Source organism: Granulicella sp. dw_53 (assembly GCF_018449545.1).
Lineage (GTDB): Bacteria > Acidobacteriota > Terriglobia > Terriglobales > Acidobacteriaceae > Edaphobacter.
Genome location: NZ_JAAVUR010000001.1, coordinates 184628 through 205808, shown reverse-complemented (window position 1 = coordinate 205808; position 21181 = coordinate 184628). Strand labels below are relative to the sequence as shown.

At 58.1% G+C, this 21181-nt stretch carries 16 protein-coding genes and 1 tRNA gene; 7 read left to right on the top strand and 10 right to left on the bottom strand.

The genetic code is table 11. From position 1 onward, the window contains the following. The first annotated feature begins 88 nt into the window (after positions 1–88). Positions 89–2068 carry an ABC transporter ATP-binding protein gene (locus HB393_RS00920; RefSeq protein ID WP_213803267.1) on the top strand — a complete coding sequence of 660 codons (1980 nt, stop codon included), beginning with the start codon at positions 89–91 and terminating at the stop codon, positions 2066–2068. A gap of 140 nt (positions 2069–2208) precedes the next feature. Here the strand turns inward: HB393_RS00920 and HB393_RS00915 are convergent, their stop codons facing one another. Continuing rightward, positions 2209–2892, bottom strand: coding sequence for a YdeI/OmpD-associated family protein (locus HB393_RS00915; RefSeq protein ID WP_213803266.1), 684 nt, complete (start codon positions 2890–2892; stop codon positions 2209–2211). Positions 2893–2928: 36 nt separating this feature from the next. Between HB393_RS00915 and lpxB the strand changes: the two genes are divergently transcribed. Further along, complete coding sequence (lpxB, locus tag HB393_RS00910) at positions 2929–4182, top strand: lipid-A-disaccharide synthase (protein ID WP_345944963.1); 1254 nt, start codon at positions 2929–2931, stop codon at positions 4180–4182. A 151-nt stretch (positions 4183–4333) separates the two neighbouring features. Then, on the top strand, positions 4334–6319 hold the full coding sequence (locus HB393_RS00905; protein WP_213803265.1) for a M1 family aminopeptidase: 1986 nt from the start codon (positions 4334–4336) through the stop codon (positions 6317–6319). Positions 6320–6337: 18 nt separating this feature from the next. Here the strand turns inward: HB393_RS00905 and HB393_RS00900 are convergent, their stop codons facing one another. The 8 genes from HB393_RS00900 to HB393_RS00865 all read right to left on the bottom strand — a co-directional run bounded on the left by HB393_RS00900 (position 6338) and on the right by HB393_RS00865 (position 16485). Next, complete coding sequence (locus HB393_RS00900; protein WP_213803264.1) at positions 6338–7381, bottom strand: hypothetical protein; 1044 nt, start codon at positions 7379–7381, stop codon at positions 6338–6340. A 393-nt stretch (positions 7382–7774) separates the two neighbouring features. Continuing rightward, positions 7775–9013, bottom strand: coding sequence for an ABC transporter permease (locus HB393_RS00895; RefSeq protein WP_213803263.1), 1239 nt, complete (start codon positions 9011–9013; stop codon positions 7775–7777). Positions 9014–9015: 2 nt separating this feature from the next. Beyond that, on the bottom strand, positions 9016–10272 hold the full coding sequence (locus tag HB393_RS00890) for an ABC transporter permease (protein WP_213803262.1): 1257 nt from the start codon (positions 10270–10272) through the stop codon (positions 9016–9018). Between the two features lie 69 nt (positions 10273–10341). Beyond that, positions 10342–10923, bottom strand: a complete 582-nt coding sequence (locus HB393_RS00885; RefSeq protein ID WP_213803261.1) for a 3-hydroxyacyl-CoA dehydrogenase NAD-binding domain-containing protein — start codon at positions 10921–10923, stop codon at positions 10342–10344. Continuing rightward, entirely contained in the window at positions 10920–11105 is a 186-nt protein-coding gene (locus HB393_RS00880; RefSeq protein ID WP_213803260.1) for a hypothetical protein, read from the bottom strand. Before HB393_RS00880 ends, HB393_RS00885 begins: the two co-directional genes overlap by 4 nt. A gap of 66 nt (positions 11106–11171) precedes the next feature. Beyond that, entirely contained in the window at positions 11172–12731 is a 1560-nt protein-coding gene (malQ, locus tag HB393_RS00875) for a 4-alpha-glucanotransferase (protein ID WP_213803259.1), read from the bottom strand. Positions 12732–12944: 213 nt separating this feature from the next. Beyond that, positions 12945–14912 (bottom strand): peptidylprolyl isomerase, encoded by a 1968-nt coding sequence (locus tag HB393_RS00870; RefSeq protein WP_213803258.1) that lies wholly within the window; start codon positions 14910–14912, stop codon positions 12945–12947. 232 nt (positions 14913–15144) lie between these two features. Next, on the bottom strand, positions 15145–16485 hold the full coding sequence (locus HB393_RS00865; protein WP_213803257.1) for a BON domain-containing protein: 1341 nt from the start codon (positions 16483–16485) through the stop codon (positions 15145–15147). 181 nt (positions 16486–16666) lie between these two features. Here HB393_RS00865 and HB393_RS00860 point away from each other — a divergent pair. After that, positions 16667–16743 (top strand) — tRNA-Met (locus tag HB393_RS00860). A gap of 95 nt (positions 16744–16838) precedes the next feature. Here HB393_RS00860 and HB393_RS00855 read toward each other — a convergent pair. Then, a complete protein-coding gene (locus HB393_RS00855) occupies positions 16839–18161 on the bottom strand; it encodes a site-specific integrase (protein ID WP_213803256.1) in 1323 nt (440 codons plus the stop codon). A 538-nt stretch (positions 18162–18699) separates the two neighbouring features. On the opposite strand from HB393_RS00855, the gene HB393_RS00845 reads away from it, so the two are divergent. From HB393_RS00845 to HB393_RS00835, 3 genes are all read left to right on the top strand, one after another. Continuing rightward, the gene (locus tag HB393_RS00845) at positions 18700–19635 is read left to right on the top strand and encodes a LysR substrate-binding domain-containing protein (protein WP_213803254.1); all 936 of its coding nucleotides are present in this window, start codon (positions 18700–18702) and stop codon (positions 19633–19635) included. A gap of 419 nt (positions 19636–20054) precedes the next feature. Continuing rightward, positions 20055–20621, top strand: coding sequence for a TetR/AcrR family transcriptional regulator (locus HB393_RS00840; protein ID WP_213803253.1), 567 nt, complete (start codon positions 20055–20057; stop codon positions 20619–20621). Next, entirely contained in the window at positions 20618–21181 is a 564-nt protein-coding gene (locus HB393_RS00835) for a hypothetical protein (protein ID WP_213803252.1), read from the top strand. The genes HB393_RS00840 and HB393_RS00835 overlap by 4 nt, the downstream gene beginning before the upstream one ends.

Here is a 21181-nt window from a genome sequence, read left to right as displayed (position 1 = left end):
CGGCTTCCCTGCTTTGATTGTTTCATGACCGATTGATTAGTTGCGAATCCGATACTGGGTCGAAAACATCTAGAATATAGAAACCCGCATGGCAGACGAGAAGAAGCCCAAAGAGACGGAGAAGGATTCCGGCAAGAAGATCGCGCAGGACGATGATATCGTTGGCAAGGCCTATGACGGCCGTCTGATGCGGCGGCTGGTCACCTATCTTCGGCCATATAAGGTGCAGACTGCCCTTTCGGCGTTTGCGATTATCTTCAAAGCAGGCAGCGACGTTCTAGGACCATACCTGGTGAAGGTGGCGGTGGACACCTACATGTCCGGGGCGACGGCAGAGGAGTTGGCGCATGGCAACTGGCTGGCGCGACATCTGAATCCTGAGCCGGCGACTGGAATTACGGAGCTGGGACTGTTGTATCTGGGGACGCTGGTGCTGACATATGCGCTGGAGTTCCTGCAGACCTACCTGATGCAGTGGACCGGGCAGAAGATCATGTTCGACCTGCGAAGCCAGATCTTCCGGCACCTGCAGGGGATGCATCCTGCGTTCTTCGATCACAACCCGGTGGGCAAGCTGGTGACGCGGGTGACTTCGGATGTGGACGCTCTGAACGAGATGTTCACGTCGGGCGTGCTGGCGATCTTTGAAGACGTGTTTGTGCTGGCGTTTATCGTGATCATCATGCTGCGAATGAGCTGGCCGCTGGCTCTGCTGACGCTGGCGGTGCTGCCGCTGATTCTGTATGCGACGAAGGTGTTTCGCAAGCATGTGCGGGAGAGCTACCGAAGGATTCGACACGCGATTTCCGGGATCAATAGCTACATGCAAGAGCATGTAAGCGGCATGGCGATTGTGCAGTTGTTCAACCGGGAGCAGGTGGCTTACGACGATTTCAAGTCGATCAACCGGATGCATATGGACGCGTTCAAGGACGCGATCTTTGCCTATGCGCTGTACTATCCGGTGGTTGAACTGTTGAGCTCGATTGCTATCGCGATGGTGATCTGGCGGGGTGGGTTTGGAGTGCTGGGCAATACGGTGAGCCTGGGTGTGCTGATCGCATTCATGCAGTATGCACAGCGGTTTTTCAGACCAATTCAGGACTTGAGCGAGAAGTACAACATTCTGCAGGCAGCGATGGCGGCGAGCGAACGGGTATTCAAGCTGCTGGATACGGAGCCGGAGATTGTGTCTCCTGCGTCGCCGGTGGCTGGGGATAGGTCGGGGCGGCTGGAGTTTCGAGGTGTCTGGTTTACGTACCAGACGCTGGACGAGGCGCAGACGGCTCGGGTGGCAACGGCGACTGAAGAGGAGCTGGCAGGGTTCGCTGATATCGAGTGGATTTTGTGCGGGGTGAGCTTTACAGTGGATCCGGATGAAACCGCGGCGATCGTGGGTCATACTGGCGCGGGTAAGACGACGATTACCGGGCTGATGATGCGGTTCTACGACGTGCAGCGGGGGAGCATCCTGGTGGATGGCGTGGATGTGCGGGATCAGGATCTGAAGGCGCTAAGGCGGCGGTTCGGAGTGGTGCTGCAGGATCCTTTCCTGTTTACCGGAACGATCTCTGACAATATACGGCTGGGTTCGAAGTGGATTACTGATGAGCAACTAGAGCAGGCTGCGGACGATGTGAATGTCGGCGAGTTTATCCGGTCGCTGCCGCTGCAGTTTGCTGAGCCGGTGCGGGAGCGGGGCGCTACGCTGTCGACCGGGCAGAAGCAGTTGATCAGCTTTGCAAGGGCGTTGGCGCATAACCCGGGGATCTTGATTCTGGACGAGGCGACCTCGTCTGTGGATACGGATACGGAGATGCGGGTGCGGCTGGCGTTGTCGAAGATGATTACGGGGCGGACTTCGATTTTGATCGCGCACAGGCTGTCGACGATTCAGCGGGCGGATACGATCCTGGTGATGCATAAGGGTCAGTTGCGGGAGCGCGGGACGCATCAGCAGTTGCTGACGCAGCGGGGGCTGTACTGGAAGCTGTATCAGTTGCAATACAAGGATCAGGAGTTGGGTGTTGGGGCTGCTGGGGCTTTGGAGCCGCTTAGTGCCGACTGAGGCAATTCCGAGGGTTCGTGCTGAAGGGATAAAGGCTTAACACCGATTCGCACGGATTGCACCGATTTGGTCTTGCCTGTGGGTGGGCCTAGTGGGTTTGTTGTGGGGCGCGGGATTGATTTGGCTTTGATCTAGTTCGTTTAGTGGAGTTTATTTTTTTCGGCGCGGAGGCGTAGAGCGTCGTCGATGAGCTTTCCGACGCGTTTGGTGCGGGCTTCGGGGCTCTTGTAGTGGAAGACACCCAACAGGTGACTGCGGCGTTGATTTGGCGTCATGGCTTCCCAGCCTTTGCGGGCGGCGGGTGTTCGGTTGAGGGCTAGTTCCAGGATCGGTGGGGGGATCTTCTCCCCCTCCATGGCGAGCATGATCCGCTCGGCCGTCTGGAGGACTCGGCGCTGGCGGGCTTCGGGACTTTTGACTTCGTTGATCGATTTGGCGATCTCGAACCGGGTGGAATCACTGAGGCCAGCAAACCACTTGGCCAATGCCTTTTGGCCCTTCAGGATTTTGGCTAGTTCGGGTGGCAGGTCTGGAACACGCTCTTCCAGGTCTGGGGAGATGGTGAAGTTCACCTTTCCACCGACACGGGCTCCAGCGGCCTTCTGCATCTTCTTGTTGACCAGGACGAAGTGACCGCCACGGTTGGGAGCGGAGAAGAGCGAGGTGCGGAAGAGCTGACCAGCGATCTCTACGTTCACGCGCAGACGTACTATCTTCTTCCAGGCGGTTTCGACCTCGAATGGAAGCCATGCGACGACCCAGCCCAGACCTCCCTCGAGTGGTTCCAATATGGCTTGAAATCGTTTTGCAGCGCTTCCCGCCATGCAGGTCTCCCGGGAAAAATCTACACTGTATGGATTGTGACTGCATCCAATCCGCGTATTTTTCTTTCTGCCGGCGAGGCAAGTGGCGACCAGTATGGCGCTGAGCTTATTGCGGAGGTGAGACGACGTCTCCCAGAGGCGACGTTCTTTGGATTGGGCGGGACGAGAATGGCCGAGGCGGGGCTGGAGCGGGTGGTGAAGGCCGAGGATGTGGCGGTGATGGGGATTACGGAGGTGATCCTGCATATGCCGCAGATTTATAGGGAGTTTCGGAGGCTGGTCGGAGCCCTGAAGGCGGGGCGTCCGGATGTGGCGGTGCTGATCGATTTTCCGGATGTGAATTTTCGATTGGCACGGGAGTTGAAGAAACTGGGCGTGCCGGTGTTGTACTTCGTAAGCCCGCAGCTTTGGGCGTGGAAGCGAAGACGGCTGCGGTGGGTTCAGGAGCGGGTTGACCGAATGATGGTGATCTTTCCATTTGAAGAGAGTTTTTACCGGGCACGAGGTGTGGATGCTGAGTTTGTGGGGCATCCGCTGGCGGAGCTGGCGCTGCCGGCGAGCTTGCGGGACGAGTATGCGAGACGGCATGGGCTTCGGCTGTTGATCGAGGGTCCGGCGTCGAACCGCAAGAAGGAGTGGATTGCGTTGCTACCGGGCAGCCGCTGGAAGGAGGTTCGGTTGAACCTGCCGACCATGATTGAGGCGGCGGAGTTGCTGGGATCGGGCTATGAGTTTTTGCTCCCCATTGCGTCCACGCTGGACCGAAAGGAGGTCCAGGAGCTGGTGGACGAGCTTAGCGATGGTTCGACTCCGCAGATTACGCTGGTGGGGGATGCGCGGGAGGCGCTGTTTCATGCCAGAGGGAGCGTGGTGGCGAGCGGGACGGCGACGGTGCAGGCTGCGGTGATCGGGAATCCGTTTGTAGTGGTCTATCGTGTATCCAATATGACCTATCGGGTGGCGAAGCGGCTGGTGCGGTATCCGGCAGAGATTCCGGCGCAGGAGGATGCGGCAGGGAATCTTCCGGTCGGGATGGTGAATCTGATTGCAGGTCGCAGGGTGGTGCCGGAGCTTTTGCAGGATCGGTTTACGGGAAAGAATGTGGCTGAGACGCTGGCTCCGTTGCTGGCGGATGGGCCGGAGAGGAGTGAGATGATCGCCGGGCTGGCCCAGGTTCGGGCCAAGCTGCTGCCGGCTTTGGAGGGCGATGGCCGGCGGACGGCTATCCAAAGAGTTGCGGAGGCGGTAGAGGAGTTATTCGTGGGTGTTTCGTCTGCTGTGGCGGGGTAAAACGAGACGAGTGGCCCGATTTGCATTTATGAGCGTCTAATATCCCGGTGCTATACCGATTTTCCTGTTTGTGATTGATTGCACGAGCGTTCCGGCGACCCCTTGACGTGTTTTACGGCTGTAGGATGGACCTCTGAGGATCTTTGCCAGTATGTATTCCCTTCCCCGTACCGTTCGCGCCTCGGCTGCGATTCTTTTTACGATGACGCTGGCGACGATCCCTGGCTGGGCTGCGCCGGCGAAGGTGCCGATGCAGGTGACCGGCTATGTGATCAATGCTGATCTGGACCCGGCGGCAAATCGATTAACGGCGACGGCTGCGGTGACGTTTACCGCGCTGGACGACCTGAATAGTGTGACGTTCGAGTTGAATAATGGTCTACAACTGACGAAGCTGACGGACGCGGCGAAGAAGCCGTTGGAGTCCGAACGGCTGACTACGAATTCGACTGTGCGGATTACGCTGGCTGCTCCGCTGGCGAAGGGCACTTCGACGACTTATAACTTCGAGTATGCCGGGACGTTGACGGGGTCGGATACGAGTCCGGTGGAGGGTATCAAGCTGGCGGCGGTGGGCGAGCCGATCAGCATTCTGCTGTATGCGGGCCGGTGGTTTCCGATGACGGGACTGTTCACGAATCGCTTTACGACGGAGATGCATATTCGGGTGCCGTCGGATGAGCGGGTGGTGGGGAGCGGTGCTACCGGACAGAAGAGTCTGCCGGGCAACCGGACGGAGTACAGCTTCAATTGGACGAAGCCGGGGTTCCCGGGGACGATCGTGGCGGGTAAGTTTCTGGAGCCGATCAGTGCTCCGGGCGTCGCGAACATCAAGGTGTATGTGACGGAGGCGCGCAAGGGTGGGGCGGTGGACTTCGCGCAGACCGCGGCGAAGGAGTTCGAGTTTATGACCTCCTCTTTCGGGCAGCCGGAGTCGGGGCGGATCAATATTGTGGAGCTGCCGGATGATTCGGTGTCGGCCGCTTGGGCTCCGGAGATTGCGGCGATTGGTGGACGGCGCATTGTGGACCACAACAGTCAGCGACTGCTGGCGAATACGCTGGCGCGGCAGTGGTGGGGGAGCGAGATCTCTCCGGCTACGCTGAACGATGCTTGGATCACGAACGGCATGTCGCGCTATGCGGAGATGATGTATGTCGAGGACGCGTCGGGGAAGACGGCGTTCCAGACGGCAGTGACGGATGTCTCGGCCGGAGCGTTGGCGTATGACACGGAGCCGCTGACGACGCTGGGGCGGCTGGATCCTTTTTCGCCACAGTTTCAGTCGATGACGCTGGAGAAGGGGGCGATGGTGTTCCATATGCTCCGGTGGGAGATGGGGGATGATGTCTTCCTGAAGTTTCTGCGAGGACTGCTGTCGCAGTACACGGATAAGTCTGTCCGGAGCTCGAATGTAGAGACGGTGGCGACGGCTCAGTCGCAGGTGCAGTTTGGGCCGTTCTTCGCGCAGTGGATCGATGGGACCGGCGCGCCGGCGTTTGCGAATAAGTTCACGGTCTTCCGGTTGGGGAATAACAAGGGCTTTCGGACGGTGGGGGCGGTGACGCAGGATCTCGACCTGTTCCGAATGCCGGTGGAGTTGAGGATCGAGACGGATGGTAAGACGGAGATACGGCGAGTGGATGTGAGCGGGACGGAATCGGCTTACTCCATCGAGACCTTTGGCAGGCCGCGACGGATTGGGATCGATCCGCAGAATTGGCTGCTGAAGAGCACGCCCGATCTAGCGGTGCGGGTGGCGGTGTTGCGTGGGCAGCAGCAGGTGGCTCAGGGCGATTTGACCGCGGCTCTGGTGGAGTATCAGAAGGCGCTGGATGCGAATAAGAATAGCTCGCTGGCGGCGTACCGGATCGGCGAGATCTTTTTTATGCAGCGGAACTATCAGTCGGCGGCGAACTCGTTTCGGGATGCGTTGCGAGGGGACGGAGATCCTAAGTGGGTCGAGGTCTGGAGTCACATTGAGCTGGGACGGATCTTCGATGTGACGGGGCAGCGGGATCGTGCGGTGAACGAGTACCGGCTGGCCGTGCAGACGAATGACAATACGCAGGGTGCGGTGAATGAAGCTCGGGCGTTGATGCAGAAGCCTTATGTGCGGGAGAGGGCGGATAACTGAGGCTCATCGCGATCCTGTTTAACTTCCATCGCTAACCAGTTGCCTATGAATCTCTAAGAGGGCCGGGACGGTTGAAGGATCCCGTCTTCCGAAGCCGCATTCGGTCGCGATGTCGAATTCTCGAACGTGACGTGAGGCGGCCTCGATGCGTTGTCGCGTCCCTTGCACGCCATCGGTAAAATGAATCAACCCCAGCACCAACCGAGTAGATGATGAGACCTTCATGTGAGCGAGTGGCCTAAAGTATGAATCGTCAAATCGACTTATAGGAACCGGCATATGTACATAATCGAGTCTGCGCTCGAGGGTCTGTGATAGACCATTGGCAAAGGCTACGGCGATGGTGAGATCAATGGGTTCCACGGTGTGTTTATGCCCTAAATCTCCGTAACACAGATGGACGCCAAGCTCGGCTTCAGGTTCAACAAAGTTACTGAGATGTCCGAGACGACGGAGAGAGCCTTCGATCCCATCTGTATAAGGAAGCTGCGGACCCCCTGCGGCGGCTATGACCTCACGAGGAGCGTCCCACTGTATCGCAAGGTGCTTTGCCGGAATTGCACTTTGTATAAGCGCAACTTCTGTTAGGATCGCGGCTTCCATCGCCGGCTCCAAAGCCAGCCTGTGTTCCGGCAGGATGAAAGCGCAAAGAATCGCCATGGGTGTAGGTAATGCGACCTGGAAGCGTGTCGCAGGCAAAATTACGCCGTCGTTTACCAATTTTCTAAATATCTCATACGAGGCAGTTGCCGCCGCAGCGTATCCTAGCGAGCCAAATTGAACTGTCGCTGGATCGATCGAGTCGCGCACTTTATAGAGGCGCGGTGCAACGTTACCAGGGCCACTGTTCGCGTTGCCGTCCTCTTGAACTAGTTCGATATCTGGATTAGAAGCAATCCTGTCGCGCTGCCATTGAATCCAATGGTGGCGCTCGCCAGTCTCACCGTCAGGGATGCGAGAGCAGTGAGACCCCAGGATCCCGGATACCGTTCGGAAGACTGTCTCTGAATCCGAAAGACCAATGCTCCCCACTAAATGTACTTCTCGTTTATTTGCGGTCATTCAATTCCAAAGGCTTCGATTCTGACGCTGAAAGGCAAGATCGAGCGCTAGTTGGTGAGGGTGTCGCCTGGTGCTACGTCCATTGCGCGAACATGTCTCTCAGTTAGAGTCTTTTAAAGACCAGGCAAATATACCCATCATTCATACAATTGAAGACCATGTTCTCTGGCCTTTTTTATGGCGACAAGTCGATCTGTCATCGCAGATCTGACCGTACAGCCAAGCAATCTTTAGCAATATTCCAGACAGACATTCAGTCTGATACATGCCGACTGGCCTTAGTATATCCAGCATTGGAATGCGAAACTATCTTTCGTCGCGCTCAGTCCATCGCTTTGAATATTGTTTGATCTGATGAGATATCAGATACAAAATTCGATTTCGTCAGCGTTGCTATTCGTAGCGAAGGGCTTCGATGGGGTCGAGGTTGGAGGCCTGGATGGCGGGGATCATGCCGCTTATGGTGCCGACGATGACCAGGATTGTGGTGGCTACAACTACCGATGTGGGAGAGATGAGCAGGTGGATGTCGGCTGCGTCAGCGTTGCTGGCAAGGGCACTGTAGAAGGTGATGCTGCCGACGGTCTTGCTGACGGCGTAGGCCAGCGCGATGCCCGCGACGCCTCCTACGCTGGTGATGACCATGGCTTCGGCGAGGAATTGGAGAAGGATGTGGCGTTTGCGCGCGCCGAGCGCTTTTTCTACGCCGATCTCGCGAGTGCGCTGCTGGACGCTGACCAACATGATGTTCATGAGGCCGATGCCGGAGATACCGAGGGTGAGAGCTCCTATGAAGAGAAGCAGCGCCTGCAGCCCGAGGGAGACGATGCGGAACTGGGAGAGCTGCTGCATGATGTCGGCGACGTGCATGGCGTTACGATCGGAAGGGCGGAAGCCATGGGCGGCGCCCATCGTCTTACGCACGGCTTGCTGGACCGCGGTGTGGTCGCCGTTGTAGTTGAACCAGATGCCGTCGATGTACTTGATGTCCTTGAGGTCGGACATGGTGGAGAGGGGGACATCGATGATGCGGTTGATGTTATCGTCTCCCTCCTGCATTTTGGCTTTAAGGACACCCACGATCTCGAAGCTTACGCCGTTGAGGCGGATGGTCTGGCCGAGGGCGAAGGCTCCGGAGTAGAGCTTGGTCTTGGCTTCGGCACCGATGACGGCGACGTGGGCGCGGCGTAGCATGTCGTCCTGGGTGAGGAAGCGGCCCTGATCGATGTCCATCTTCTGGATGGAGGCGAGCTCGGGGGTGACGCCGTCGACCTCCCAGGTGAAGGTGTGGAGGTCGTTCTGGACGGGCACCTGCTTCCAGACGAAGGGTGAGACGTGGATGACGCCCGGGACGGTCTCCTGAATGCGCTCGGCGTCGTCCATCTGAAAGCGAACCTGGACGCCGGCCTTGGAGCCGCCGACCTGCTCGCTGGTGCGGCCGGGGAAGACGCCGATCATGTTAGTTCCAAACTGGGCGAAGATGGTCTCGAAGGCGCGGCCGAATCCGGCACCATAGGCCAGAAGGAGGACGACGGTGGCGATTCCCCAGGCCATGCCGACGATGGTGATGGTAGTACGACGACCGTTGTGCCGCATGGCTTCAATGGCCTGGCCGAAGATGTCTTTTAACATGACTATTCCTTTCGCAGCGCTTCGACGGGTTCGAGCATGGCGGCACGACGCGCTGGATAGAGGCCGGCGATGACGCCGGAGAGGGCGAGGGTGATGAGCGCCATGGCGGCGGACCAGGGAACGAGTCGAGGGGGGTCGAAGCCCATGGTGTTGTTGCCCATGGCCCGACCCAGCACGAACATGAGCGCGGCTGCTCCGACGATGCCTATGACCCCGCTGATGCCGGTGAGCATGAGCCCTTCGAGGAAGAACTGTACGAGGATGCTGCGATTGGTTGCGCCGAGGGCCTTGCGGAGGCCGATCTCGCGGGTGCGTTCGGTGACGGTGACGAGCATGATGTTGATGATGCCCACCGCGCCCAGAGCGAGGGTGACGATGCCGACTCCGCCGAGGAAGACGTCCATGGCAGTGAAGATGACGCCGATGGTGCGTTGGGACTTGATAGTGTCCCACTCCTCGAAGGCTTCCTTGAGGTTAGGATCGAAGCCGTGGCGCTCGCCGATGATGCGATGGACATCTGCCTTGGCGGTCTCGTTCAGGTCTTCCGTGAGGGGCTGATATTGGATCGAGGTCAGGGAGTCCTGGGGGATGTTCTCTCCCTTGAGGGGAAAGAGCTCCAACATGGTGGTGAGGGGGATGTAGATCTTCTGGTTATCGCCGTCGTCGTTGCCACGGCCGATGCGGGGTGCGACTCCGATGACCTGGAAGCGGTAGCCGTTGAGGGTGATGAAGGCTCCGAGGGAGGGGTGTCCGGGAAAGAGCAGATGGTTGTTCTTTTGGCCGAGGACGACGACCTGACGGTGTTGGGCGAGGTCTTCGTCGTTGAGGAAGCGGCCCTGCACGATGGGGAGGTTGCGGATTTGGGGGAAGTTGACCTGAACGCCCATCACAGCACCGCCGGCGCTCGTGAACTCACTGACCTCTTTGATGTCGCCACGATTAATGATGGCGGTAGCGTTGCGGACGTGGGTGGCCTGATGGAGGATGGCCTCGGTGTCAGAGAGGGTAAGCTTGTAGGGCATCATGCCGGTGTGCTGGTTGGGCAGGGCGGGAATGGTGCCGCCGAAGAGCATGATGACGTCGGTGCCTAACTCCGCGAGGCCGCGGCGCTGCCCGGAGCGGAAGCCTTCGCCCAGGCCAATAAGCAGGAGGAGTGAAGCGACCCCCCAAGCTATGCCGAACATGGTCAAGAAAGAGCGCAATTTATTTGCGGTGATGGACTGGTAGACCTGATCGAGGATATCGAGGAGTGCGCGCATGCAGGGGTTGGACTCTTCCTTAAGGAGAATCTACGTAAGCGACGAAGAAACAGTTCACGAGAATGTGAATTAAGTGGTTCCGTTGCCCCAAGATAGATTTTTGACCAGCATGGGAACGTCCGGATCGACCTCTGTTTCGACCGTCAAGCCGAGCACCTGAAAGAATGCAGCTGTAGCGATGAGAGAGTCAAGCGATGCGGACCCGTGGTAGAGGAGGCGAAGGGGAGCCGCCGATTCTCCGGGGATGAGGCTTCCGCGCAGGGCGAAGGTGCGCTCCGGGCGGTAGACGCAGGAGGCCAGATCGGTGATGCTGAGGGCTTCGGTGGGGGTACAGAGGATGGTTCGAGGCGGCGCCATGCGGTCGATCATGCTGAAGATCTCGAGTTTGGACTCGAGTTCGTCGGGGACGAAGTCGATGGCGAGGTCGGCCTCGCGGACGGCGTCCTCGACGGTAAGGGCGAGGGAGAGGCGTCCGGGGCCGGCACGGTCAGCCATGTCGGCGAAGTCCGCCTCAGCCTTGCGCAGGTTGGCGGGCATCACGTCCTCCAGGACGACGTGAAAACCAGCGCAGGCGACCGCGAGAGCGAAGCTGCGGCCAGCGGTGCCTGCCCCAATGATAGCGACGGTGCGGACCGGGGCCGCCAGACTCACTTGGTGCTCGTGACGGCGGTGATGACGGATTCGTAGCTGGGTTCGGCGGCTTTGATGTGATCGGCCACACGCTGACGCTCCTCGTCGGTAAGCGACGGAAGGACCGCGAGGATGCGGCGGAGGGTGACAGAGATGTCGTCTACGTAGTTCATGGTGCGGATGGCTTCGCCGGAGAGAGGCATTGGTACTCCTGATAAGTTTTATGCTTCTCTTCCAGTCTAAACGCTGGAGTGGGAGTGTGCCTCTCTCTAGGCCAAGACCGCCTCCGCGGGAGGGGCAGGAACGGGTACGACGTAACCGTCGCGGTCGGTCATCTCAGCGAGGGCGGCGAGTTGGGTGGAGAAGTCCGGGTGAAGGGCGTTGGAGTCGTAGCGCCAGGTCCAGTTCCCTGCTCCGGCGGAGGGCGTGTTCATACGGGCTTCGCTGCCGAGGTGCAGGACGTCTTGCATGGGGAAGATACAGACATTGGCGACGGAACGGGCGGCGGCACGCATCATCGCCCAGACGATGTCGCCTTCGAACTGGATGGTCTGGAGGTAGGCCTGGACGTTGAGGCGGTCGGGGTCGCTGAGGTCGTCGCGCCACCAGCCGAGGGTGGTGTTGTTGTCGTGGGTGCCGGTGTAGGCGACGGTGTTGGGGACGAAGCGGTGAGGGAGGTAGAGGTGGGCAGCGCGGTCGGAGAATCCGAATTGGAGGATCCTCATGCCGGGCATGCCGAAGTGCTCGCGGAGTTCGTCAACCTCGGGGGTGATGAGGCCGAGGTCCTCGGCGACGAAGGGGAGCACCCCGAAGACGTCGCGCAGGCGCTGGAAGAGCTCGTGACCGGGGGCTTTGACCCACTGGCCGTTGACGGCGGTCTCCTCTTCGGCGGGGATCGACCAGTAGGCTTCGAAGCCGCGGAAGTGGTCGAGGCGCACCATGTCGTAGAGGGTGAGGGAGCGACGGACGCGGGCTACCCACCAGTCGAAGCCGCGCTCCTGAAGCAGGCCCCATTTGTAGAGGGGGTTTCCCCAACGCTGTCCGGTGGCGGAGAAGTAGTCCGGAGGGACGCCAGAAACACGGATCGGCTTGCGTAGGTCATCCAGCTCGAAGAGCTCAGGGTGCGTCCAGACGTCGGCGCTGTCGTAGTTGACGAAGATGGCGACGTCGCCCAAGATGCGGATGTCGTGACTGCCACAGTAGGCACGGAGGGCGCTCCACTGCTCACTGAAGAAGTACTGGATGGTCTGCTCGATGGCGAGTTCGCGACCGTGACTGGTAAGCAGGGCGGAGAGAGAGTCGTGGTTGCGCTGTGCGTACTCGGCGGGCCAGTCGTTCCAGCTAATGTAGCCATGGACGCGACGGAGGACGTTGAACATGGCGTAGTCGGGCAGCCAGGAGAGGTTGTCTTCGCAGAACTTCTGGAAGGCGGCGCGCTGCTCGTCGGTGCAGCGGTCAAGGAAGTTTGTGGCGGCTTCTTCGATGAGCGGGAGTTTGAGACGCATGGCCTCACCGAAGTCCGCCGGGCCGTCGTGTCCGGGGAGGCCTTCGATGCGGTCAGCGGCGATCCAACCATCCTCAACCAGCCGCTCCAAGCTGATGAGGAGTGGATTGCCGGCGAAGGCGGAGAGAGCCGAGTAGGGCGAACTCCCATAGCCGGTGGGGCTTAGAGGAAGCACCTGCCAGAGACGCTGCTTGGAGGCGGCGAGGAAGTCTACAAAGGCATAGGCGGCCGGGCCGAAGTCGCCGACCCCACCGTAAGACGGCAGCGACGTGACGTGCAGCAGAATTCCGGACAGACGATCTTGGATGGCCGCTTCGGTGCTCATACTCCCCCTTGGGCGTTCTGTACTACATGTATCCCTTGCCCTTACGATGCCGGGTTGCGGTGGTGCTTTGCTTGGACTATTTCTAACGTTAACAGTTAGGATGCCGGTCTTGGTTCAACGGCGAAGCTTCAACGTAAAGGCTCAACAGCAAAACCAAAGGGCCTGTCACCCGCCGCGGAGGGCTGGGCGACAGGCCCTTTGGTTTTAGTACGATTAGTTGCCGAGTGGAGAGGGAGCGGACTGTTTTTGCGTTAGCTTCACAGCGCCGGCCTTTTCATACTTCTCCGTGAGGTTGCCGATGTAGACGCGGAAGATCTCCTCATGCTGCGCGCTTAGAAGCTGCTCGCGCGTCTGGGGGAAGTTCTTCGCAATCTCTTCCGGGGTAGGCTCCTGTTTGTCGACGACATCGAGGACCACTCCGACACGGCCCGCGTTGATAGGCGCAGAGATCGTGCCCTTCGCCAAGGTGAAGGCGACTGCGCCGGGACCGTTCATCGCTCCGAGGTCAGGAACTTGACCGTCCTTACCGACGAGCTCACTGGTCTTGAAGGGGATGTTCATCTCGGCCGCGGCCTTTTTCAGGTCGTTGAGGACCTTGGCGCGATCGTCGAGTTTGTTGAGCTGAGCGCTAAGAAGCTGTGGAACCTGCTGCTCGCGGAAGTCGTCGAGGATGTGTTGTTTGTACTCGGCGAAGTCTGGAGCATGCGCTGCCTTGATATCTACCACCTGGAAGACTGCGAAGCCTTCGCCAATCGCGACAGAGGCCGGAGCAGCGCCCTTCGCGGAGGAGAAGGACTGCGCGATGAGTCCAGAGCCATCGGAGAGACCGGGGATTACGCCGTCTTTGGCGATGTAGTCAGTGGTGACTATATGAAGGCCCCTGGCAGCGGCAGCCTTTTCGATTCCGTCTTTCTTCGCATCCGCTTCCAATTGCTTGGAGTAGTTCTGCTCGGCGGCGCCGGCCTTCTGCTGCTCAAGCACCGGTACAATTTCGGCCTTTACTTCGGCGATGGGACGGAGGTGTGCGGTCTTCTTCTCTTCCACCTGGAGGATGTGGTAGCCGAACTGGGTCTTGATCAGGTCGGAGGTCTGTCCTGGGGAGAGGGTGAAGGCTGCCTTGTCGAACTCCGGGACAGTCTTGCCGCGATCGAGCCAGCCGAGTTCCCCGCCTTGCACCTTGCTGCCGGGATCGTCGGAGTTCTTCGAGGCGAGGTCGGCGAAGTTGCCACCAGTTTTGATCTGTTTGAGGAGGTCTTCTGCCTTGGACTTGGCAGCGGCATCGGTCTTAGCGTCCGCGCCTGAGGGAACGGCGATGAGGATGTGGCGGACCTTCACCTGCTCCTTCACCTGGTATTGGTCCTGGTGCTGATTATAGTAGGCCTGGACTTCGGTATCGGTGACCTGAGGCTTGCCGCCAGGAAGGTTGGAGGCGTCGAAGGAGGCGTATACAAGCTTGCGCGTCTCAGGAATCGCATTGGCGTATTTCGCAGCGTTTTGCTTGAAGAAGTTCTGCAGATCGCTGTCGGAAGGATTGATTCCCTTGCGCAGATCCTCTGCGGAGACGACGGCGTAGTCGAATTTAACCTTGGTGCCCTGAATCTTGTAGGCATCACGGACGGCGTTGTCGGAAACGGTGACGCCGCCGGTGACCAGTGCCTGGAGGCGATTCAACTCAAGGTCGCTCTTGACCTGCTGCTCGAAGTCGGAGCGGCTGATCTGGAAGGCCGACTGGACGAAGTTGATGTAGGCATCATCGCCGATGTAGGAGCCGTTGGGGAAGAGATACTGGGCGAAGGGTCCGGTCTGAAGCTCGCGGCGGAGGTCCTCATCGCTGACCTGAAGGCCCATACGGTCTGCTTCGTGCTTCAGGATGGCCCGCTGTACCAGAATCTGTCCGGCTCGCTGCGCCATGTAAGGAAGCAGGAAGTCGGGAAGACGCTGCTGCTGCAGTTGACGCTGCGCAAGCTGATTGACTTCAGTCGCTTTGACCGGGGTGCTATCGCCGAAACGGCCAAAGAAGCCGGGCGCATGGACCGTGGCAAAGATGTTGGGATCGCCCGTGGATGCGCTATCGAAGATTCCCGGCACGAGGGTTATCACCATGGTGATAACAGCGGCTCCAATGATTACAGCGAAGAGAACCTTGGTGAACTTATTATTCTGCTGCAGAATACGAATCATGCTTGGCTAAAGACCTTCGCTTCGCGCGTCGCCATTTCCGGAGATTTGGCCGCGTGCCCGGGATTTTGCGCGAGGTGGACCCATGTCTTTCGACGTGCGCCACGCTTGTTGCAGGGCAAGCGACAAGTATAAATCAGTGGGCGGCGCAATTCACGTTTCGGATCGAGTTGAGCTCGAAAGCGAGAGGCCGTCTCCACATGGAGACAGCCTTCGTTGTAGGTGATTCCCTGCCCTAGTATGGGTAAGGATAGTAGGCCGGATAGGGACGAGCATAGTAGCCAGGTCCGTAATACCCACCGTAAGGAGGCCCAGGACGACGCATGAGACGGGGCTGGGATCCGGTGGGAACGCCATATCCGAGGCGGTCCATCTCTGCCTGCGAGACTGTCGCAACCTGAGTCGGCTGGGTCAGATGGAAGGTGAGGATGGCCTCGGGCGGAACGAGCGCCTGACCTCCGCCAGAGGCTGCCGAGGCACCAAGTCCGGCGGCTCCGCCTACTCCTGCCCCGATAGCCGCACCGGGGCCACCACCGGCGACGGCACCGATAATCGCTCCAACAGCACCCAGGCCAATTGCACTATTGACGGTGCGAGCAGTCTTGTCGACCCCGACGTTGGACCAGCGATCCGAGACAAGGGGGTAGGATTTACCACCTAGGGTGACTTGCGTCAGTTGGAGAGATATCTCCCCCCGTCCCTTGAGGGCGCCGGAGGCTTTAGCGTCTACGACCGAGCCTTGAATGGCTGCTCCGCGAGGAATTGCGACGGCTCCATCGGCGACTACATCGTTCAATACGACTCCATCAAAGATGTTACCGGGTTGCGCGTGCTGGCTATCTAAGCCCTGATTGATGCGAATTCGGACCATGGATCCGCTAGGAACTACAACGGACACACCCGCCTTTTGGGCTCCATAAGGTTCGCCTTGAGGATAAGAAGACGGTGGTGAACCGTATGGCCGGCCTCCGTAGGGTCCCTGGTCGGGAGGAGGAGGAGCGTGCTGCGCGGTAGGACCGTTGGATGGAGGATATTGAGGGTTCTGTTGGGGATATGGGGGAGGCTGCTGGGGGTATTGAGGGTTCTGCTGCGCATTTCCCTGACCAGGAGGGTAAGGGTTTGCCTGATCACCTTGCGGCGGGGGCGGAGCCATTGTGCCGTCGGATTGGAGGTTGGGATTGGTGCCGGGAACAGGAGGCCCTTGAGGCTGATCGGGGGCAGAGGCGGGCGAGGTTCCGATAGTCAGCTCTCCGACAACTTTCTTCACTCCGGGGGCGCGCGAGGCAAGGGTTTCCGCCAGGGTTCGCGTCTCCTCGTCCCGAACGGTGCCCGATAAGGTCACTACTCCGTAGACGGTCGTGGTTGTGATGTTCTGATCGGCTAACTGCGGTGCTCCAGCCAGAGCCTTCAACACGTTGGCTTCCACCTGAGCATCAGGAACGTTGGACGACTGAGGCGCACCAGCCTGCGCGGCAGGAGGATTTTCCTGAGCTTGGACGGGCAGTTGTGCCAGCAAAAATACAGCCGCGAGAACCCCGGAACTATGAAGAGATCGAAGAGAAGTGCCGAAACGCATGAAGTCCTCCAGGCCATCTATCGGACTGATTGTCCGACGGCCATCGTATCAATGAAGACCCGTTTTCTGACAAAAAGTTACCGTTGGTGAATTGCAATTCAGTTTAGTGGTCATCGGCAATCCTAAGAAGGATAGAAGTGTGGCAGATTGACCTCAGTTCACAAGAGAGTTATATTAGGTATGCGGGGTGGAGCAGCCCGGTAGCTCGTTGGGCTCATAACCCAAAGGTCGTAGGTTCAAATCCTACCCCCGCAACCACTTAGCGGAAACGCCAACCCCAGATAACCCCACGTAAGAGAAGCCAACAATTCTCCGAGGGGTTTTCTGCATTTTGGCAACGTTTCCCTTCATCGCTACGAGCTCCTCAAGATCTTGTTTACAACTGCTGTGTTCGCCTCGCGCTTGGACTCCATCAGGGCGTTGCCGTAGACGTTCATCGTGGTAGAGACCTGGGCATGCCGCATCAGCTTTTGTTGAATGCCGATGGGTGCTCCCGTGTCGTCAAGCCATGAACGGTACGTATGGCGGAAGGTGTGCCAGCCGACATGGCCGTACTTGCCCGCCGCCTCCCAGCGCTCATCGTGAATCGGTAGACGCTTTCCGTTGGGCACCGGCGAGTCCGTGAGACACCAGACGCCGGCACCGGCCCCACACGTTGGACACGCCACGAGGCAGCACCATGCAGGACGGAAATAGTCCTGTTGGATGGGCGACGCATGGTAGTGGCGTCCCGTGACGGGACTCGTGAAGAGAAGATCGGATTCCTCAACCTCGATTCCGGTTCTCTCGAACGCCTCCCGGGCCTCAAGTTCGCATTGGCGTATCCAGTCCAACAGGATCGCCGCGAGGTCTGGATCGAGCGGCAACTCATCCTCGGAATACTCAGTCTTCACGAACTTGGCCCGCCCGTGGACAACCGCGCGGAAGAGCTGAATGCTGAGCTTCTCAAAATGAATGTCCGGCTTCTCGATCGCGAGAACCTCTTCGGCGCGTACTCCTGAACAGATCGCCACCAGCACCATCGTGCGATAGGGCTGGGGCACGAGTTCAAAGCCCAAAAAGAACTGATCGACCGTCAGGATCAATGGCCGTTTGCGCCGCTTGCTGATCCCTTTGATCTCCACGAGTTGCATAGGATTGCGCTGCCATTCGACTATCTCCCAAAACATCGCCTTCTCGAACAAGCGGTGCATGACAGCCTTGATATGGCCTTTGGTCTTCGGTGCCAAATCAAGGCCCTTCAACCACTCCTGAATCTTCATCGGCTTCATCCGAGAGAGGCGGGTGGTTCCCCACTTCTCCCGAATACGCTTAATGTTGCTGAGGTAGCCTGAAGCCGTTGAATAGCTCAGTTCGCCGATGCCATCGCTTCGTTCACCTGGGCGCACACTCTTGATTTCAAGCAAGCGTTCTTCGGTGATGAAACGATCAAGGATGATGTCAAAGGTCGGGTCTAATACAGCGAGGGTTGGATTTTCATCGTTGAGTTTGAGCACAAACGATCCCAGATGCCTTTCGGCAGCGGTCTGTGTCGGGAACTGTTCCACGCTCAGATACAAGGATTTTCTCTTATTGGTTTCGGGGTCTTGGTATCGGTATTCCCAAGCCCATTGATTGTCTGCCCGCGCAACTTTGCGCAGGGTGCCGCGCTGAAAACGCTGCCGTGTGAACTTCAAGGACGCTCCTGTCCAGTCACAGCGGCCTGATCGGTTGTATTCGATTTTAGGCCTGTCTCTAGCCACGAATCCAGGGAACTTAAACGGAATCTCCAACGTTTTCCTACCTTGAAAGCGGGCACTTCTTTGTGGCGTGCCTTCCCCTCTAAGGTCTTCCAATGCATCCCCAATACCGAAGCAGCTTCGTGAAGATCGAGCAATGGCTCGAACGCAGGAATTAGCCTGCGGGGGTTGGGCTTTGCGGTTGAGAGCATGGAACCTCCCGTCGAAGCGGCCCTGGCGCGGCTCAGGGCAGAGATAACGTACCGTGCTCCGAAGATGGCCCACCATGCGATACGGTGTCCAATTCACAAAGAGAGGCTACTTATCAACAGGAAGAATAAGGATCATCACGTTTACCTTTTTTGTGCAGGTTGCATCTAATGTCGCAATGTTTTAGCGGTGGGACGTCCAGCGCGCATCCAGTTCATTTGACACCGCTTATCGCTTCGCCAGCGCGTCGTCCCATCCCATCTACTCAGAGTTCATGGGAGCCCGTATGCTGCGAAATGAAACGAAATTGATGGAATCGGCCATCGCTCTTGCTGAAGAGTTGCATTATCAGCGGGCAGCGCGGAAGGTCCGTATCAGTCAGCCGATGCTGACGAAGAACATCCAAGACCTTGAAACGATTGTCGGCGGACCACTATTCGTTCGGAACCGCAAAAGCGTGCTTTTGAATGATGCGGGGCGGGCCTACATCCAACAAGCAAGACTTTCCCTCCTCTACAGCGAGCGAGCCGTTCAAGCGGCCAGGGCCGTGATGCAGGACGTGGACGTGCCTTTCCATATCGGACGTTCCCCGTATACCGACCCATTCCTCACTTCGACTCTGATGTCTATCCACCTTCCGCTCTACCCGAAGCTGAGGATTGAATTGGCAAGCCAATACTCCGTGGACCTCGTCCACGATCTAATGGACGGCACACTAGATTTGGCGATCGCTAACGAGCCTCCAGAATCGGCGTTGCTTACCCAAATCCAGATCGCGGACACTCCCTTCTATATTGCGATGGCGCGGAGAGATGCTTTGGCGGAGAAACCAGAAGTCACCTTCGCCGATATGAACGGGCGCAAATGGATTCTCTTTGAACGTAGGCTGCACCCTCCTCTGTATGATCTGATCCTCGAAGCGGCAGAACGACGTAATGTGCGTCCCGGACGTATCCAGCACATCACCGCCCCGGAAGAGGCATTTCCGTTTGTTGCGGACAGTTCAGCGGTGGCATTCTTAGTGAAGGCGGGAGCTTTGCTAATGGCTCGCAACGGAGTGACTATCCGGCCACTTGCGGAGCATAATGTCCGGCTACGAACATTCCTCGTCTCCCGAGCAGATAATGAGTCCAAGATTGCGAGCGAAATCGTGCGGTCGTTCGTCCGCAAAACTTCTGAAATAAGCACCTATAAACAGTTACCACTTCCGATTTCGGCGTAAGCTCTACCTCTCCTCCTCACGCTTCGGTGCCGGACCGCTACTACCAACAATCTGAATCTCGATCTTGCCCGCCCACTCGCAACGGGGGCACGATACGATTCCAGTCGTTATCGCGCGGAGATCTATATCCGCAAGATTGATGACGTATCCACAATTAGGGCAGACGTGGACACTCTCCCAAGGCCCTCCCCCTACTCCGTTAGCTCCGGTCTCGCTCATTCGCCTTCATATCCGATCTATAGGAACTCCCCACTGACTGCATGAGGAGAGGCTGCATTGCTTTTGAAGTCTGATCTGCCCTCGCGTTTATGGAGTAAGGCTTTGTAAAAGTTTGTAAAGATTGCGGTAGCAAACTAATCATGGCGCAAGCTATCATTGCATAATGGTAGCGACCGCTACCAAAAAGGATGAGGTCTGTGATGAAGATTTCCAAGAAGAAAGCCGCCGAGAACCGAGAGTTGATTCTGACAAGCGCAGCGAAATTATTTCGGGAACGTGGAGTGCCGGGTGTTGGCGTCGACGCTCTGGGTCAAGCTGCGGGGATGACCCACGGCAGCCTGTACAGCCAGTTCGGTTCCAAAGAGAAGCTTTTGGCGGAAGCGCTCGACTTCGGATTCGAGCGTACAGGTGCGATGGCCGCTCGGCTCAACCCGAGTATCGAAGAAGCAATTTCTCGATATCTAACGCCTGGTCATCGGGATAATCCCGGCTCTGGCTGTTTTATGGCCGCACTGGGCGGGGACATGCCGAGGCAGGGAGCGACGGTTCGCAATTCGTTCACCCGCATTGTGAAAGGTGCCGCTGCTCGTTTAGGAGAGAAGCTTCCGGAAAGACGAGGAACCTCTCTGGAGCGACAGGACGAGATGCTCGCCACCGTAGCGTCCATGGTCGGAGCGATGATTCTGGCTCGCGCCGTGGACGACAAAGAATTTTCGGAACACATACTTACCGTTACCCGTTCAAAACTGCTTAAGGATTTGACATGAACTATCTTTCATCGGCCCAGGTAAGCGCGATGCTGGGGAGTCTGATTGTCAGCACCCTGCTCGCTCTTTGGTACTACGTTCCCTGGTCTTTGCGAGTGACGCGCCGCGATGCACTCCTCAGCCTCCTTTGGCTCCATGTTCCGAGATACGTCACGCTCATTCTGTTCTCGGCACAGCACGACGGTTACCCCCTATCGAACCGCGCAGCACTTGAAGCGGTGGTCGGAGATGTCGCGGGCGCTGCCATCGCGCTCTTGTCGATCATCGCAATCCAATCGCTTCCTTCTGCACACCGACGAATTGGGATTTGGTTCTCATGGATTCTCGCCACAGAGACGACAGTGGACATGATCATCGGGATTCTACGAAAGGCGCATGAGCCTTTGTGGGGGAAAGCAGCCGGAGTCACTTGGCTAATCCTTGATTTCTATATCCCTGTGCTGATGGTGAGTGTGCCACTCCTCGTGTGGCAACTGATTTCACGAAGAAACGAACCGTTATCGAGTGTTGCAGCATTGTCCCGTAAACAAGATGCGAGGCAGCGCATCGCTTCTGCGTGA